Here is an 18208-nt window from a genome sequence, read left to right as displayed (position 1 = left end):
CTATTTCCCTTCCTTCTCTTCTATAAATTTTTTGTCTAAATCAAATAAATATGTTGGATAGTTTTTATCAAAACAAGCTGAACAAATATTTTCTCCAAGCCCTTTTTTAAGTCCTTCTACTGATAAAAACTCCAATGAATCTGCAGCTATATACTCTCTTAGCTCCTCAAGAGTCATTCTTGCACTGATTAAGTCCTTAAGACTTGAAGTGTCAACTCCGTAAAAACAAGGTGCTATCATAGCAGGAGAGGCTATTCTTACGTGTACCTCTTTAGCTCCTGCCTCTTTTAATAATTTAATTATATATTTACTTGTAGTTCCTCTAACTATTGAGTCATCTACTAAAACTATTTTCTTATCTTTTATTACAGAAGACATAGGGGAAAGTTTCATTTTTACCCCTCTTTCTCTCTCCTGTTGTGTAGGTTGAATAAATGTTCTACCTATGTAACGATTTTTTATAAGTCCAGTCTCAAAAGGTAAACCAGAACCATCAGCATATCCAACTGCTGCTGAAAGTGATGAATCAGGTACACCTATTACCATATCTGCCTCTGGGCAAGGACTCTCCTCAGCCAAGATTCTTCCACAAACTCTTCTTGAAGTGTGAACGTTAAGTCCATTGATTGTGCTATCTGGTCTTGAGAAATAAATATATTCCATTGAACACATCTTATCTTGAGTGGCTCTTGTATAGAATATTGATTTTAGCCCCTCTTTATTTATTTTTATTATCTCTCCAGGTTTTACACTTCTTAAGAATTTTGCTCCAAGAGTTTCAAAAGCTACTGTTTCAGAACTTACTACAAATCCCTCTCCTAAAGTAGCTATTGATAGTGGGTGAAGTCCGTTTTTATCTCTTATAGCATAGATTGTATTTCCTGTCATAACTACGAAAGAGAAAGCTCCCTCAAGTTTTGCCACAGCCTTTGTTAATTTCTCTGTGAAAGTTCCTGACTCTTTTTGGATAAGGTGACATAAAATTTCACTGTCTGAAGATGATTGAAAAATACTTCCTTCAAATTCAAGTTGTATTCTAAGTTGATTACCATTTACTATTCTACCGTTGTGAGCTACTGAGAAATCTCCTAAATGTGATCTAACTAGAAGTGGTTGGATATTCTCAATACCAGGAGCATTTACATCTCCCATTCTTACGTGTCCTATTGCCATATTCCCTTTTAGTTTAGCTATATTTTCACTGTTAAAAACCTCTATTACAAGTCCACTTCCTCTGTGTCTTGAAATATATCCATTGTCAGAAGTTGCTATTCCTGCTCCTTGTTGTCCTCTATGTTGTAATGAATGTAATCCATAGTAAGTTAATTGAGCTGCATTTTCCACATTGTGTATCCCTAGTACTCCACATTCTTCGTGGATTTCATCTAATATATAATCAAATTCTCTCATTTTGTATTTTTCCTCTTCTTTCTCTAAGACTTATATGATATAAAATTTAAAAAATTTAATGTAGCTTGTTTTCTTAATTATTTTTTGAAGAAGTTTACTCCGTTAGCGAATATGTCTTGCATTTTTTCAAAATAGATATTTTTGAATACTCCATCTTCATAACGCTCTGAGTGTCCCATTTTTCCTAAGATTCTTCCATCTTTTGAAGTTATACCTTCAATTGCATAGTATGAACCGTTTAAGTTATATTTAGGATCTAAAGTAGGGTTTCCTTCTAAATCACAGTACTGAGTTGCAACCTGTCCATTTTCAAATAATTCTTTTGCAAATTCAGCACTAACAACAAATTTTCCTTCTCCGTGTGATAGAGCTATTGAATGAACATCTCCAATATTAAATGATGATAACCAAGGTGAAGAATTAGATGCTATTCTTGTAGTAGCCATTCTTGAAACGTGACGGTTAATATCATTTCTAAATAATGTAGGAGAGTTTTCATTTAATTTGTCCATATCTCCATAAGGAAGTAATCCTGATTTTATTAGAGCTTGGAATCCGTTACAAATTCCTAACATCAATCCTTCGTTAGCTAAGAATTTATTTATGCTCTCTTTAATTTTTGGGTTTTGTAATATATTTGTTATAAATTTACCAGATCCGTCTGGCTCATCTCCAGCACTGAATCCTCCTGGGATAGCTATTATTTGAGCCTCAAGTATCTTCTTAGATAATCTTTCGATGCTTTCTTCCATATCTTTTACTGATAGGTTATTTATTACAAATATCTCTGATTTTCCTCCAGCTCTGTCAAATGCCTTAGCTGTATCATATTCAGAGTTTGTTCCTGGGAATGCCATTACTAAAACTTTTGGCTCATCATAAAGTTTAGATGCTTTTTGAACCATATTTCCTTTTTTCTCAGTAGGTTTTATAGCCTCACCGTTTGCTTGTTTATTTGCTGTATATGGATATATTTTTCCATATCTCTCTTCCCAAGTTCCTATTGCCTCATCTATTCCGATTTCAGCCTCATTTATCTTAATTGTATTTCCTTCAACTTTTCCAAGTAAAGTTCCAAATCCTAATTCTTTTTTAGACTCAACTACTATTGCTCCTGGTACTAAGTCAAATAGGTTTTCAGTAGTTTCAACCTTAATTCCTAGTTTGTTTCCAAAAGTCATCTTCATTAATGCCTCAGCCACTCCACCAAATTTAACAACTGATGATGCAACTATGTTTCCAGCTAAAATCTCTTTTCTTACATTAGCAAAGTTAGTTCTTAAAGTTTCATATACTGGTGTGAAGTCTTTATTGTATTCTGGTTTTACTAAGTAGATATAATCTCCTTCAGATTTTAACTCAGATGATATTATATTTTGAGTTTTTTCAGTTACAACAGCAAAAGATATTAATGTAGGAGGTACATCTATATTTTTAAATGTTCCACTCATACTGTCTTTTCCACCGATTGCTGGAGTTCCAAACTCAACTTGTGCCTCGATACTTCCTAAGATAGCCATAAATGGTTTACCCCATCTCTCTGGGTTCTTACCAAGTTTTTCAAAATATTCTTGGAAAGTAAGTCTAGCTTTTGAATAATCTCCACCAACTGCTGTTACCTTTGCTAAAGATTCAACAACTGCATATATAGCTCCTAAGTATGGAGATTTTTCAGATATGTATGGGTTAAATCCAAATGATAGTATTGATGCTGTGTTTGTAAATCCTTTTGTAGGGAATTTTTGGATACTTGCCTCAGTTTCAGTAAGTTGATATTTTCCACCATAAGGCATTTGAACTGTTGATCTTCCTACTGTGGCGTCAAACATTTCAACCATACCTCTTTGAGATGCTACGTTCATATCTTTTAAAGTAGCTACAAGTTTTTCTTTTAGACTTCCCTCTTTGTTAGATGCAAATACATCTACAACCTCTGGAGCTTTTACCTCAACATTTTGTTCCTGTCTTACTCCGTTTGTATCTAAGAAACTTCTAGGAATATCAACTATCTTTTCCCCTCTGAAGTTTATAACAAGATTTTCTTTTTCAGTTACCTCTGCAACTATACTTGTTTCTAAGTTTTCCTCTCTCATTAACTCTTCAAATTTTTCTACATTTTCTGGAGCAACTACAACAGCCATTCTCTCTTGTGATTCACTGATTGCAAGTTCTGTTCCACTTAAACCTAAATATTTAACAGTTACTTTATCTAGGTTGATATTTATTCCTCTAGCTAACTCTCCTATTGCTACTGAAACTCCTCCAGCACCGAAGTCGTTAGATTTTTTTATAAGTTTTGTAACCTCTGGATTTCTGAATGCTCTTTGGATCTTTCTTTCAACAGGTGCATTTCCCTTTTGAACTTCTGAAGAACATTTAGTAAGTGATGAGTCATTATGCTCTTTTGATGATCCAGTAGCTCCTCCTACACCATCTCTTCCTGTTTTTCCTCCAAGAACTATGATTATATCTCCAGGTACTGGCTCCTCTCTTAATACATATTCTTTTTTAACTGCTCCTACAACAGCTCCAACTTCCATTCTTTTTGCCTTATATCCATTGTGGTAGATCTCTTTTACAAATGTAGTTGCAAGTCCGATTTGGTTACCATAAGATGCATATCCGTGAGCAGCTCCCTTAGATATTCTTACTTGAGGAAGTTTATGCTCCATAGTATCCTCTACTTTTTCACATATGTCCCCAGCTCCTGTAACTCTCATTGCTTGATATACATAAGATCTTCCTGATAATGGATCTCTTATAGCTCCACCGATACAAGTACTTGCTCCACCAAATGGCTCAATCTCTGTTGGGTGGTTATGAGTTTCGTTCTTAAACATTAATAGCCATCTTTCAGTTTGTCCATCTACATCAATGTCAACTTCAACGCTACAAGCATTTATCTCTTCAGATACTTCCATATCGTCAAGTTTTCCTATTTTTCTCATATATTTTCCACCGATAGTACCCATATCCATAAGTGTCATAGGTTTTCTATTTCCGTGAACTTCTTCTCTTAATTTTAAATATTTTTCATAAGCATTTTGGATTGCCTCAGTCATTTGTCCCTTTTCAATCTTAACATCTTTTAAGAAAGTTTCAAATGTTGTATGTCTACAATGGTCTGACCAGTAAGTATCTAAAACTTTTATCTCAGTTTCAGTTGGATTTCTTTTCTCTGATCTAAAATGTTTTTGGATATGCTCAAGATCAGCTAATGTCATAGCAAGACCATTTTCATCTAAGAATTTTTGTAAATCTTCAGTTGTATAGTCGTTAAATCCCTCTAGTACTGGTACAGGCTCAACTTTAAAGTCCTCTGTATTATCTAGTACATTTAGATCTTTTTCTCTTGTTTCGATAGGGTTGATTAGATATTTTTTAATTTTATCAAATGATTTAATCTCACCATAAAGAACAACTATCTTTCCACTTTTAATTTTTACTGTATCTTTACTATTTAAAAGAACTAAACATTGCTCAGCAGAGTCAGCTCTTTGATCATATTGCCCCGGTAAGTTTTCTATTGCTATAAATGTTTTTCCAGCAAGATCAACCTCATCATATACATTGTCAGTTACTGCCTCAGATAAAACCTTAGTTTTTAAAAGTTTTACATCATCTTCATCACAGTCGAAAACATCATATACATTGATTAATTCAACTTTTTCTAAACCTGTTTCATAAAGATTTTCTTTTAATTCATTTAATATAGATTCTCCCTCAACTTGAAACCCTTGTTTTTTAGAAACAAAAATTCTCTTATTCATCTTTCCTCCAAAATATATTTAAATTTTAAAAAATTATTTACTCAATTCCTCAGCTCTTTTTATAAGTGCCTCTAAGTCATCTCCGATTAAGTTTAAATGTCCCATTTTTCTATCAACCTTAGCCTCTCCCTTATTATACATATGAAGAAACTCGTTATCTTTTAATGTAGCTTTTTCTATTCTCTCTACATCTTGTCCCAAAATATTTAACATCACACTTTTGTGTAGAAGTTTTGGATCTTCTAACTTTCTTCCACATATCCCCTCAATGTGAAGATCAAATTGTGATTTGTCACAGCCATCTAAAGTATAGTGTGCTGAGTTATGAGGTCTTGGAGCCATCTCATTTACATATATCTCTCCATCTTTCCCATAAAAATATTCTATTGCCAAAGGACCTACAAAATCAAGTCCATCTATAATCTTTTTAGTTATTTCTCTTATCTTTTGTTGGATCTTTTCATCAACTCTTGCTGGAGCTATTGTAATATGAAGTATCCCTTTTTTATGTATGTTTTCTACCACTGGGAAAATCCCGATAGATCCATCTGTACTTTTTACCCCTATACAAGAAAGCTCACATCTAAAGTCTACCATCTGTTCTAGTATGTATTCTCTATCTTCTAACTCTTTCTTAGTCTTTTCTAAGTCCTCTTTTGTTCTTATAACCCATTGTCCTTTTCCGTCATATCCACCCATTGAAGTTTTTAGGATTGCTGGATAACCTATCTCATCTATTGCCTTATCCAGATCCTTTTCATTTAGGACTTCACAGAACTTAGCAGTTTTAATTCCCAACTTATTTATGCTTGATTTCTCTCTTATTCTATGTTGGCTTATATATAATGGTCTTATTCCTTGAGGGATATATCCACCGTTTTCCTCTAGGATATTTATCGCCTCAGCTGTTACATTTTCAAATTCATAAGTAACAACATCTGATTTATTTGCTATCTCTATTAAAGCATCTTTATCATCATAGGCTTTCACTAGATGTTGATCTGCTACAAATCTTGCACAAGAAGATGGAGATGGCTCTAAAACCATTGTTTTATAACCTTGTTTCTTAGCACTTTCACAAAGCATCTTTCCAAGTTGTCCACCACCAAGGATTGCTATTGTACCCTTTTCAATTAACATTATAATTCAACCTCACTTGTTTCTAAAACTTGATCTCTCTGCTCTCTTCTGAATTCATCAATCTTTTTAGCTACCTCTTCATCTTGTAAAGCTATTATCTCACTTGCTAATATTCCTGCATTTTTAGCTCCTGACTCACCTATTGCCAATGTTCCTACTGGAATCCCACCAGGCATTTGAACTATTGAAAGAAGTGAATCCTGTCCACTTAAAGCTCTTGATTTCACTGGAACACCAAGTACTGGTAAAGGAGTAAGACTTGAAACCATTCCTGGTAAATGAGCTGCCCCACCAGCTCCTGCTATTATAACTTTTAACCCTCTTTCCTTAGCTGTTTTGGCATACTCAAACATAAGTTCTGGAGTTCTGTGAGCTGATACTATTTTAACTTCATAGTCAACACCGAATCTCTTTAACATCTCAACAGCTTTTTCCATTGTAGGAAGATCTGAACGACTTCCCATTATTACACCAACTCTAGGCATCACAACACCCCTCCTAAATTAATCAATCCCTTAATATATGTTAGAAATAAAAAAATGCACTCAGAATTTTGGACACACTATATGCCCACTTCTTCGTGCATTAAAATTACAATTATAGTTATATTTTTGATTACAATTATGCTTACAATTATTCTTGTCTTTTTGTTTTATACTCTTATAAATTTTTTCCCTATCAAGAAAAATTAAAAACACCTTTTTATCTCCTTTATTTTTTAAATGATTACACCAACCATTAATGAAAACAAAAGAAGTTTATATAATTTCCCAATGGGAATGCGAAAAAAACACCCCATTGACAATCACTTATAGTCTACAAGTTTACGGCTGTAGGTAGAGACTAATCATCCTTATTATGATTATTATATAAGCTTCTTTTTTTAAGGTCTTATTTGAATGAAGATAGAATATCACATTTCAATTTTTTTTTCAAGTAATTTTATATATTTTTTATTTTATTTATAAAATTTCTATTTTTTTCAACATCTTTTATTGCAATTCTTACATATTTCTCATTCAGAAACTTAAAGTTTTTAGCATCTCTAACTAAAATTCCTCTATCCAACATTCTTTTTACAAATTCTTCTGAAGTTAAAGTTTTTAGTTTTAGCAAAATAAAATTAGAATATGTCTCAAAGACCTCTACCTCTTCTATTTTCTTTAATTCCTCAACAAAATTTTTTCTCTCTTCAACTATCCACTTATCAGTTTTTTCCATATACTCTTTGTCATCTAGTATAATTTTTCCAGCTAGATCGGCAAAGGCATTTACAGTCCAAGGCTCTCTAATATCCCCTATCTTTTTCACAATATCCATATCGTAGGTTATCCCATAACCTAAACGAATCCCCGGTAGAGCAAAATATTTCGTAAGAGCTCTCAATATAAAGATATTCTTGTTTCTTAATATCTTAGATGTCTTTTTTTGCCAATTTGTCATAAATTCTATAAAACATTCATCAATAAAAAGTCTAGTTCCATTTTTTTCCAAGGACTCATTTAGATCTTTTATCCTCTCCACATCTATAAAATTCCCTGTTGGGTTGTTTGGATTGCATAGAACAACTAGATCAAATTTAGCCCCCTCTTTTTTTAATTTTTCAATATCCAAGTCAAAATAATTTTTTCCCTCTTCCCTTATCTCATCTAAAGGAAAGTATTCAATCTCACTATCTATATTTTTTAAACCTCTTTCATACTCGGCAAAGGTTGGAGAAACTATCAAAGCTCTCTTAGGTGATAGTGCTTTCATATAAAGAAACAGAACCTCAGTAGCCCCATTCCCTACGATTATATTTTCTCTGCTAACTTCGTTATATCTTCCTATACTCTCCCTTAACTCCACATAGTTTATATCTGGGTATCTCTCCAACACCTCAAAACTATTTTTTATTGCCTCCTTAAGTGTTTCAGGTACTCCAAGAGGGTTGATATTTGAGCTATAATCTAAAATATCACTCTTTCCCTCTCTTTGAAACTTATATATATTTCCTCCATGTAAATCCATAATCTCATCCTTTTTATTTTATCCCAATGTAAACTGTTGTATGTGCCTTTTTGTCCTCTGAAAAAACCTCTGGTATATCGATTTGATAGTCCTCTATATAGTTTCTTTCTATTCTTTTCTCTCCACTATCTTCCCAGATTTTTTTCCAAGTTTCAATGGCTGATTTTTCTATTGTTTCATCACCAAAATGGTATCTTATATATTTTCCCTCTCTGACTTTCTCATCTAGTTCATTTAAAAAATCTTTTTTAGATATCATTATAGTATAGTCATATTTTCCAAACTCTCTATCCTCGTAGTTTGAATATTTTGATATAAAGATCTCATTTAATTGTGGGGAAAATTCTTCCCCACAACTCAAAACCCTGTTCCATAAACAAGTTATATCATTTATTCCCTTTTCACTATTATCAGTTCTTATTTTTATCTCTTTCACTTTTCCACCTCTAACGAACTAAGTCGGAAATTTTAGAAAGCATTAAAAATATAACAAGCCCAGCAAAAGATGAGGCATATAAAAGTTTTCTAGCCTTTAATATATCCCCCACTGAAAAATCTTTTCTCTTATCTCCGATTGTTGGTTTATTATAAACCTTTCCAAAATACTTTGTTTTTCCCCCAAACTGCAGACCTAAAGCCCCAGCAAAACAAGCCTCAGGGTGTCCAGAGTTTGGACTTCCGTGGTTCATTCTATCCCTCTTATAGATTTCAAAAGCTTTTTTATAGTCATACTTGCATATATAAGCTCCTATCACTATAAATATCCCACTAAGTCTTGCAGGGATATAGTTTGCCACATCGTCAACTTTAGCCCCAACAGTTCCAAAATCCATATATCTATCATTTTTATACCCTATCATAGAGTCAATAGTATTTATAGCTTTGTAAGTCATAGCAAAGGGAAGAGCTAAAGAGATCCCGTGCCAAGTACAAAGACTTCCTATCACAGCAAAAAACATCGGAGCTAACACCCCGTCAACAGAATTTTCTGCTATTGTTTCAATGACACTTCTTATTATCTGCCCCTCTTCCATCTCACCTGTATCTCTACTTACAAGATAAGAAAGTTCTTTTTTTGCCCTCTCAATATCCTTGAGCTTTAAAATCTTATACACTTTTAGCCCCTCATCACCTAGACATTTTGTAGCTAAAGTTGTGTATAAAAAATATATCTCAGTTATTTTAAACATAGCAAAAAAATATGACACCATAAAGGTAACCACCAAGGTAACTAAAACAAGTAGCCCTCCAGCAACCCTTTTATTTTCTAAATCATATAATCTATCCTCTAAAAATTTTATTAATTTTCCTATGGCTCTCACTGGATGGTATAAAAACTCTGGATCTCCAAAAATAAGATCCATTCCATAAGCTATCAAATATCTAACTGCAAAACTCATTATCTCTCTCCGTCTAGTATCTTATAGATATAATCTATATCTAAATTTTCTCTAAGTAAATTTTCAAGTTTATCAAACTGTTCCTCTCTGTACTCCTCAAAGGATTTGTCCCCACATCTTTTCTTTATATCCTCTGTATCTCTTTTGGAGATAAGTCCGTCCTCATCTTCTATATCAATCATTTCATAAGGGACAACACCTAAGACTTTTACCCCTGTAAGTTTTTCAATTTCGTCAATTCCCTTTTGTAATATATCTTTTTTACCTCTGAATTTATTTATGACTATCCCCTTTAGAAGTTTTTTCTCCTCCTCATCAAGTAGCATATAAGTCCCTAAAATCGACGCAAAAACTCCACCTCTATCAATATCAGCCACAAGTATTGCCTTAGCTCCTACCATCTTAGCCATATTCATATTCACAATGTCATTTTCTTTTATATTTATCTCAACAGGACTTCCAGCTCCCTCAAGGACACAGATTTCAAACTTCTTGGCATTTTCATAGTATTCAGAAAGGTATCTCTTAAAGAGAGTCTTATTTTTAGAATACCATTCACCAGTTGAGTGGGAAAATTCTTCCCCACCTAAAATTATATCTATATTTCCCTCTCCCTTAGGTAGAAGAAGTATTGGGTTCATCCAAGGCTCTGGCTCTAGTCCACAAGCTACCCCTTGTAAAACTTGTGATATTGCTATCTTTTTATTATCCTTTATAACTGCAAAGTTTCTCGACATATTTTGAGCCTTAAAAGGTGCAACCTTATATCCGTCCTTATAAAATATCCTACATAGCCCTGTGGTTATTATACTTTTTCCAGCCCCCGAAGATGTCCCAAGTATTATTATATTTTTATGTTTATTATTCATCTATTCCTCTATATCTTATTTCTTACTCTTGATAAAATTTCCACTGAACTTCTTGAGTTTTTAAATGAATTTATTGATGACTCAACCTCTCCATTTTTTATTAACTCTAAAAATTCTTTTAATTCATAAACCATTTGGTTAGGTGTTTGAGGTAGGGTTAAATATTCCATTGTCCCATCTCTCAACACAAGTTTTAAACTTTTTAATTTTGATATATCCTCGATTATTATACTTCCTTTTTCCCCTAAGATCTCACTTCTTGTATAGCTTTGACTTATTTTTGAGTGCATCAAAGTTACTATCTTATCTTCATAGGTAAGGATTATAGTTCCAGCTCCATCTACTCCAGAGGGTAACATATAGTTTCTCGCCGTATAAGATAGTGGCTCCCCAAAAAGATAAAGAGCTACATAGACAGGATATACCCCTAAATCAAAAGATGATCCTCCGTGAAATTTTGGATTAAAAACATTTGTAATTTCTCCCTCTAAAAGTTTGTCATATCTTGATGAGTACTGAGAGTGGTTAAAAATAACATTTCTAACTGTACCTATTCTCGATAGATTTTCTTTTAAAACTTTCATATTAGGTAAAAAAGTTGTCTTCATAGCCTCCATATAAACCACATTATTTTTCTTAGCAACCTTTACATTTTTATCAAATATCTCTAAGTCTGTGGTAATTGGCTTTTCACAGATAACGTGCTTTTTATTATTTAGACATATAAAAGCCTGTTCTCCGTGTAAAGAGTTTGGAGAACCAATATAAACAGCATCTATTCTATCAGATTTTGTCATCTCATTAAGATCTGTAAAAACTTCTATATCAAGCTCGTACTTATCACAAAAATCTAAACCTGTCTCTTTTTTTCTTGAACAAACGGCAACTATCTTACAACCTGCATCTTTCTTTATTGCATCAACAAAGTCCCCACTTATCCAGTTAGTACCCACAATTCCAAATTTTATCATAAAATCCCTCCTCATTTTTTAGCTTAAAAATTTTTTCTGCAAACTACGAAGAAATTTTTATAAATCATTTTTAATCCATTTTTCCTATCCTTTTTCTACTTTCTACCTCTGTACTACCTCTAATTAAATATCTAGATCTTCAACTTCAAATGAATTTAAAAGACTTTTTAATGCCTTTAACTCATCTTTACTTAAAGTTATCCCTTTTCCCATCTTCTCGTTATTTTCGTCCCAATCTCTTATATCTAGTTTTGCCTTTCTACCATTCCAAGAGATAATATTTACCTCTTTCTTCCAACCTTTAGATCCCTCTCCAATAACTCCTAATTTTTCTATGATATCATATTTTATTTCTGCCATTTCTCCACCTCTTAATTTTGACTTTATATTCATATTATACAACATATAAATAACTCTTCCAAAAATTTTTTTATATTTTTTTGACATAAACTTGACACAAGTTTTTCTTAAAATTGTTAAAATATTATTTTTTTAATTTTAACTATTTTATTTTTATATTAAAGTCCAATAAAAACTAATCTGGTGTAAGGCTAAAATCCTATAAAGATTAATAGCTTTATTTTAGTTTTTTTGCTACAATATAAGTACTAAATTATTTTGGAGGAACTTTATAATATGGAAAATAAAATTCTTATTGTTGAAGATGAATATAAATTAAGAAGAATTATGAAAGATTTTCTTACAAAAGAAAATTATAAGGTTATTGAAGCAGAAGAGGGGCTTGAGGCCTGTGATCTATTCTTTTCTGAAAAGCCTGATCTTGTGGTTTTAGATGTTATGCTACCTAAGCTTAATGGATTTGAGGTGCTTAAGGAGATAAGAGAGTTTGACAAAACTATTCCTGTTATTATGCTCACAGCTAAGGCTGATGAGGACGATATTTTAAAAGGTTACAACTTAAATGTTGATGAGTATATCATAAAACCTGTAAGTCTTAAAGTTTTAGTTGCTAAGATTAAAGCTTTCTTAAGAAATAAAAACTCTTTAGAAACTATTGTTTTTGGGGAATTAAAAATAAATGCTGGTAGCTTTGAGGTGTTTATGAATGATGAACCTTTGGAGCTATCCTCTAAAGAGTTTGAACTTCTTATGTTACTTATTAAAAATAAGGGACAGGTACTATCGAGAGATAAAATAATAACTTCTCTTTGGGGGTATGACTACGAGGGGGACTTAAGGGCTGTTGACTCTCAGATAAAAAGACTTAGAAAAAAATTGAATAGTAGATATATTGTTACTGTCAGAGGTGCTGGTTACAAGATAGAGGAGGAATAACCAAATGAAAATAAAAACAAAGATTCTTTTATTTACCTCCCTGATCATTACCATTGTTTTGGTTTCTATTCTATTTTTCAATAGGTTTATATTTGAAAAATATTATCTGAATGTAAAGAAAAAAAATCTTTTAACTGTGGCTGAAAAACTTGTAAACCCAAGTATCTATATCGACTTTGCTAAGGCAGAAGAGGAAAACAATATAAAGATATTTCTTACTAAGCACGAGTTTTTAGATGAGTATAACTTCCCTTTAAACAAAAAAGAGATAAACGATATTTTGGTAAATAAAAATGTTGTTTATAAAATCACAAACGAGGACTTTTCACCAGATAGAAAACTTCTTTTAGTTACTAGATATGACAAGGAACTTCTTTTGGTTATGGTTGCCTCTTTAAGCTCTGTCATAGAGCCTGTTGAAGCAATAAATGGTATCTATGTCCAGATTATTCTGATAGCTTTGGTACTTGGTTGTTTTCTTTCATTAATTCTATCAAAAATTTTAAGTAATCCTATTATTTCTATGATGAACACCGCTAAAAAAGTAGCTGAAATGGATTTTTCAGAAAATTTTAACTTCCAATCCAATGATGAAATCGGAGAGCTTGGAAGAAATCTTAATATAATGGAGATGAATCTTAAAAGAAATTTTGAAATTTTGAAAAAGGATATTGAGCTTGAAAAAGAAAATGAAAAGATGAGAAAAGAGTTTATCTCAAATGTTAGCCACGAACTAAAAACACCTATTGCAATAATAAACAACTATGCTGAGGGGTTAAAAGAGGGGATAGCTGATGATGAGGAGTCGAGAAACTTCTATCTTGATACTATCTTAGAGGAAACTACAAATATGAATAACTTTGTAAACTCACTTCTTTTCCTATCTCGTTCCGAGAGAAATTTTTTAGAGTTCAATATAACCACTTTTGATATTCGTGAAATTATAAAGACTGAAATTCAAAGGCTACAAAAAATATACTCAAATAAAAAATTTAAAACAACTTTTAAAGGGCACCGTTTCACAGGGGACAAAGAAAAATTTTCTATAATTATTAAAAACTTTTTAGAAAATGCTTGTAAATATTCTGAAGATGACAACATAGAGATTTTTACTGATACGAACTCTTTTGTTATAAAAAACAAGTCATCTCTTCCTGAGGAGAATATTAAAAACCTGTGGATACCATTTTATAGAGCTGACACTGCTCGTGAAAGAAAAAATGGAACAGGGCTTGGACTTGCTATTGTAAAAGATCTACTTGAGAAACAAAAGTTTGATTTTGGAGTGTATAAAGAGGGTGAACTGATTATCTTTTGGTTTAAAGGAGGAGAAAATTGTTAAATTTAATAATTTGTTTTTTTCTGGCTCTCAGTACCTTTTCTTTCTCTAGTGTTGAGAACTATCTTTCTGAAAAGGCTGAAAATGATTTTGAAATTTCCCAACTATTAAAAGACCTACCTAAAGAAAAACTTATGCAACTTTTATCTGTCAAAAAAAATATTATGACAGATGAAATTAATTTTAGAAATCGTTTTATAGAACTTCGTTCTTCTGCTAACAGAGCATTGAAGGATAAGAATGAAAAAAAATATAAATGTTTAATGTCTGAGATAGGTATTTTAAAAAATGAAAGAAATCTATTGAGAACTTATCATATTAAGGAAATCGAAGGTATTTTAGGAATTAAGATTCCTAATTTTTATAAAAGTGATCCTCTTTTTGAATCAAGCATTTTATTATAATTTTCTATCAAATTTATTTAAATAATATAATAAAAGCTAAAGGGTTTATCTTTAGCTTTTTATTTTATGAGAAATTATTTTTTTATTTTTAGCATTATTGTTAGGATAAATTTTAAAATATATGAAGGGTTAGGTAGTAATTTTACCCAACCCTTTTTTATATAAATTGAGTAGTAAACTTATTATTTTAAGAATTTATCGTAGTATTTTGCTAGTCCACCAGTAGAAGTTTCTTTATAAGAAGAACACATATCATTTCCTGTTTCTTTCATAGTTACTACTACTTGGTCAAAGCTTATTGTATGCTCTCCGTCAGTTGATAGAGCATAGTCTGCTGTATTTAGAGAACGAACTGCAACGATAGCATTTCTTTCTATACAAGGGATTTGTACATATCCACCAACAGGGTCACAAGTCATTCCTAAGTGGTGCTCCATTCCCATTTCTGCTGCATATTCTATCTGTTCAGTTGTTCCACCTAAGATATAAACTGCCATTCCTGATGCCATTGAACAAGCTGCACCGATCTCAGCCTGACAACCACCTTCAGCCCCAGATATAGTTGCATTTTCTTTTATAAGGTTTCCTATTAATCCAGCTATTGCTAAAGCTCTTAATGTTGTTGTTTCATCTAATTCATACTCTTCAACTAAAGCTGTTAATAACCCTGGAATTACCCCTGCTGATCCACAAGTAGGAGCTGTTACTATTGTTCCAGCACTACTATTTTCTTCAGACACAGCTAGAGCATAAGCAAATATTTTTTTAGTTAAAACTAAATAATTTTTCTTTTTGTCTATTTTGTCATAGATCTCTTTAGCTCTTCTTGGATATCTTAATTTTCCTGGTAAAACACCATCTTTTTTAATTCCTCTTTGAACTGCTGCTGTCATTACATCAAAGATATTTTTTAAATAATCCCAGATCTCTTTTCCTTCACAGTGCTCAACATATTCCCAAAGCTCTTTTTTATTTTCTTTACACCAAGCCATAATGTCGTCCATTTTATTTAATGGGTAACACTCACTTGCACCTGATCTTTTATCAGTTAATTCTTTTATAGTTCCTCCACCAACAGAGAATACTAACCAATCTTTCATTACATTTCCATCTTTGTCTAAAGCATAAAACTTCATTCCATTTGTATGGTACTCGTGAATGAAATCAGGCATCCATACTATTTCAGTTTTCTTTGGTTTTAAAGTTTCTTCTATTATCCAATCTGTTAAATGTCCTTTTCCTGTTGCTGCAAGACTTCCATAAAGTTCTACTCTATATGAATCTGCATCTTCTGTTTCTGCCTTAAATTTCTTAGCAGCTCTCTCTGGTCCCATTGTGTGAGAACTTGAAGGACCACATCCTACCTTAAATAACTCTTTTAAACTATCCATTCAATTAACCTCTTATTTCTTTTACTGTTTTTATTTTATAATTTCTAAATATTATAGATCCAATTAGACCTGAAAGTGCTCCAGCTCCAGCACACATTAAAGCTACTTTTGTAACTGTCATTGCATCATTGAATCCATACATTACCATTAATCCAGCTATTGGAGTTGCTGTTCCTGTTGCATTGTTTATTAATCCAAATTTTGCTACGATAGCTCCCGCTAAAGCTCCACCTATAAAGTTAGTTACATATACTGGAATTGGGTTTGCAGATATAATATCAGCCTGTGTTAATGGCTCAACTGCTACTGCTATTGTAGTTTTCTTATCTCCGAATCCCATTCTGTGGAAGAATACTCCATTCATAAATGAAGATCCCATTACTGATAAAGCTCCTATTGCCATAGGTACACCTGTAAGTTGCATCATTGCAGTAAGTGCCATTGATGATAAAGGTGCTGTTGCTACTACTGTTATAACTCCACCTAAGATAATTCCCATTAATATTGGACTTGTATGAGATGCATTCTCTAATATTGCTCCAATGTTTAATAATGTTGAATTTACAATTGGATTTGAAAGTGCTGCAATCAATCTAGCTAAAGGTGCTATAAAACAAATTATAACTATTAAATCTAACCCTTGAGGTACTTTCTCCTCTAATTTTGGTATAATGAAAGATAAAATATATCCTGCTAAAAATCCTGGTAATATTCCAAACCCTGATACTGATACTCCAACTAACACTGCATATGTAGGATTAACTCCTAAAGCTATTGGTACTAGTACAGCTGCTGCTGTTCCTCCAAGACTTCCAGCTGCCTTTCCAACATCTCCTAAAAAAGATATTCCTAAGATATCTCTTCCAACATATAATTGAAATGCCTCAACTAAAAAACTTGCTGTTGCTGCCCCTGCTAAAGCTCCCATTGCCTTCATACCTTTAGGCATCTTCATACTAAATAATGAAAATCCACCTAATACTACAAATAATAAAATAATTCCTTTTAAAGTTTCCATTCTCACTCCTCGCCTTATTTTGTTTAATATAAATTAACATTGTATTTATTTAGTTCACAAATACAATTTTTTCATATGTATGAAAAATTATAGCATACTTTCCATAAACTTTCAATATTTTTTTCATTTTAATGAATTAAATTTCACTTAACTTTATTAAATTTAGATAAACATAACCATTTTTTTAGTATTTTAATTGAATTTTTTTCATTATAGAGGAAACAAATATATATGTTATAAATATTTATTAATATATTTTTCATTTTTTTGAATTTTTTATTTTTTCATTATAATGATTTTTAGCAGATAAAAATATCAAAACCATTTGACTATCAAAACAGGCTGTTGTATAATATGACAGATTCAAGAATTTATATTGTAAAAAATATTAAGTTAAAAATAATAAATATATTTTAAACTTTTGTTCACTTATATTAAATTTTTTGGTATTTTTATTTAACATAGAGGACAAATTATTTTATCAAATAAATTTTATTCACTATTTTACTTTAAGTATTATTTGTGATATAATTCTATAAATAATTATTTAAAAAGGGGGGACATTCCTGAATGAAACTTGGGAATAAAATCAAAGCTATTAGAAAAAGTAAAGATTATACTCTAAAACAACTTTCTGATAAAACTGGTTTATCTCTTGGATTTCTTAGTAATATAGAACGTGACTTAAATAGCCCTTCTATCAGTAACTTACAACAAATTTGTTACGCCTTAGAAGTAAACTTAATGGAAATTTTAAGTGATGAAACTCAAGAAAAACCTATCACAAGAGTTGAAGAGAGAGAGGAGATCTTTAACAATGATAAGACAGCTTTAAAAGTTGAAAGGCTTTTAAGTGGAAAAGAAAGTCTTAATGGAATTGCTATCACAATAAAGGAAAAAGGTTCTTTCCACGAACTTTCTTGGGGACACGATTATGATGAGATTGGAGTAGTTGTTAAAGGTGAGCTTGAAATAGAACTTGATAAGACTCTTTATCATCTTTACGAGGGAGATTCTATTTTTATTAAACAAAATACACCACATAGATATAGAAACCCTGATGATTCTTTATCTACTGTTTATTGGTTTTCAAGTAAAAAATAGGGAGCTATTACAAATTAAGGATTTAATATCATTAATTTGTATAGCTTTTTTTATTAGTGGGGAAGATTTTTCCCCACTTTTTAACT

At 31.8% G+C, this 18208-nt stretch carries 16 protein-coding genes and 1 riboswitch; of the genes, 4 read left to right on the top strand and 12 right to left on the bottom strand.

What is annotated here, in order from left to right:
* From purF to Q1J48_RS03735, 10 genes are all read right to left on the bottom strand, one after another.
* Nucleotides 1-1410 carry an amidophosphoribosyltransferase gene (gene purF, locus Q1J48_RS03780; protein ID WP_300331946.1) on the bottom strand — a complete coding sequence of 470 codons (1410 nt, stop codon included), beginning with the start codon at nt 1408-1410 and terminating at the stop codon, nt 1-3.
* A gap of 77 nt (nt 1411-1487) precedes the next feature.
* A complete protein-coding gene (locus Q1J48_RS03775; RefSeq protein ID WP_300361349.1) occupies nt 1488-5180 on the bottom strand; it encodes a phosphoribosylformylglycinamidine synthase in 3693 nt (1230 codons plus the stop codon).
* A gap of 33 nt (nt 5181-5213) precedes the next feature.
* Nucleotides 5214-6320, bottom strand: a complete 1107-nt coding sequence (gene purK / locus Q1J48_RS03770) for a 5-(carboxyamino)imidazole ribonucleotide synthase (protein ID WP_300331941.1) — start codon at nt 6318-6320, stop codon at nt 5214-5216.
* On the bottom strand, nt 6320-6805 hold the full coding sequence (gene purE / locus Q1J48_RS03765; RefSeq protein ID WP_300331938.1) for a 5-(carboxyamino)imidazole ribonucleotide mutase: 486 nt from the start codon (nt 6803-6805) through the stop codon (nt 6320-6322). The genes purK and purE overlap by 1 nt, the downstream gene beginning before the upstream one ends.
* A gap of 307 nt (nt 6806-7112) precedes the next feature.
* Nucleotides 7113-7213: riboswitch (purine riboswitch) on the bottom strand.
* A 49-nt stretch (nt 7214-7262) separates the two neighbouring features.
* The gene (locus Q1J48_RS03760; protein ID WP_300361346.1) at nt 7263-8330 is read right to left on the bottom strand and encodes a pyridoxal phosphate-dependent aminotransferase; all 1068 of its coding nucleotides are present in this window, start codon (nt 8328-8330) and stop codon (nt 7263-7265) included.
* A 13-nt stretch (nt 8331-8343) separates the two neighbouring features.
* Nucleotides 8344-8766, bottom strand: coding sequence for a hypothetical protein (locus Q1J48_RS03755; RefSeq protein ID WP_300361344.1), 423 nt, complete (start codon nt 8764-8766; stop codon nt 8344-8346).
* Nucleotides 8767-8776: 10 nt separating this feature from the next.
* The gene (cbiB, locus tag Q1J48_RS03750) at nt 8777-9730 is read right to left on the bottom strand and encodes an adenosylcobinamide-phosphate synthase CbiB (protein WP_300361342.1); all 954 of its coding nucleotides are present in this window, start codon (nt 9728-9730) and stop codon (nt 8777-8779) included.
* Complete coding sequence (locus tag Q1J48_RS03745; protein ID WP_300361339.1) at nt 9730-10599, bottom strand: cobyric acid synthase; 870 nt, start codon at nt 10597-10599, stop codon at nt 9730-9732. Before Q1J48_RS03745 ends, cbiB begins: the two co-directional genes overlap by 1 nt.
* A gap of 8 nt (nt 10600-10607) precedes the next feature.
* The gene (locus Q1J48_RS03740; protein WP_300331368.1) at nt 10608-11570 is read right to left on the bottom strand and encodes a Gfo/Idh/MocA family protein; all 963 of its coding nucleotides are present in this window, start codon (nt 11568-11570) and stop codon (nt 10608-10610) included.
* 123 nt (nt 11571-11693) lie between these two features.
* The gene (locus tag Q1J48_RS03735; protein WP_300361336.1) at nt 11694-11930 is read right to left on the bottom strand and encodes a YdbC family protein; all 237 of its coding nucleotides are present in this window, start codon (nt 11928-11930) and stop codon (nt 11694-11696) included.
* A gap of 276 nt (nt 11931-12206) precedes the next feature.
* Between Q1J48_RS03735 and Q1J48_RS03730 the strand changes: the two genes are divergently transcribed.
* From Q1J48_RS03730 to Q1J48_RS03720, 3 genes are read left to right on the top strand one after another with little or no spacing between them, the layout of a single operon-like run.
* Nucleotides 12207-12866 (top strand): response regulator transcription factor, encoded by a 660-nt coding sequence (locus Q1J48_RS03730; protein WP_300331374.1) that lies wholly within the window; start codon nt 12207-12209, stop codon nt 12864-12866.
* Between the two features lie 4 nt (nt 12867-12870).
* Complete coding sequence (locus tag Q1J48_RS03725) at nt 12871-14208, top strand: sensor histidine kinase (RefSeq protein ID WP_300361333.1); 1338 nt, start codon at nt 12871-12873, stop codon at nt 14206-14208.
* A complete protein-coding gene (locus Q1J48_RS03720; protein ID WP_300331380.1) occupies nt 14202-14609 on the top strand; it encodes a hypothetical protein in 408 nt (135 codons plus the stop codon). Before Q1J48_RS03725 ends, Q1J48_RS03720 begins: the two co-directional genes overlap by 7 nt.
* 182 nt (nt 14610-14791) lie before the next feature.
* Here Q1J48_RS03720 and Q1J48_RS03715 read toward each other — a convergent pair whose 3' ends face one another.
* On the bottom strand, nt 14792-16000 hold the full coding sequence (locus tag Q1J48_RS03715) for an L-serine ammonia-lyase, iron-sulfur-dependent, subunit alpha (protein WP_300331383.1): 1209 nt from the start codon (nt 15998-16000) through the stop codon (nt 14792-14794).
* Between the two features lie 4 nt (nt 16001-16004).
* Entirely contained in the window at nt 16005-17018 is a 1014-nt protein-coding gene (locus tag Q1J48_RS03710; RefSeq protein WP_300331386.1) for a PTS sugar transporter subunit IIC, read from the bottom strand.
* 570 nt (nt 17019-17588) lie between these two features.
* On the opposite strand from Q1J48_RS03710, the gene Q1J48_RS03705 reads away from it, so the two are divergent.
* On the top strand, nt 17589-18122 hold the full coding sequence (locus Q1J48_RS03705; protein ID WP_300331389.1) for a helix-turn-helix domain-containing protein: 534 nt from the start codon (nt 17589-17591) through the stop codon (nt 18120-18122).
* The last annotated feature ends 86 nt before the right edge of the window (nt 18123-18208 follow it).

The organism is Fusobacterium sp. (assembly GCF_029258315.1).
Taxonomy (GTDB): Bacteria; Fusobacteriota; Fusobacteriia; order Fusobacteriales; family Fusobacteriaceae; genus Fusobacterium_B.
This window is presented reverse-complemented; position numbering and strand designations above follow the sequence as displayed.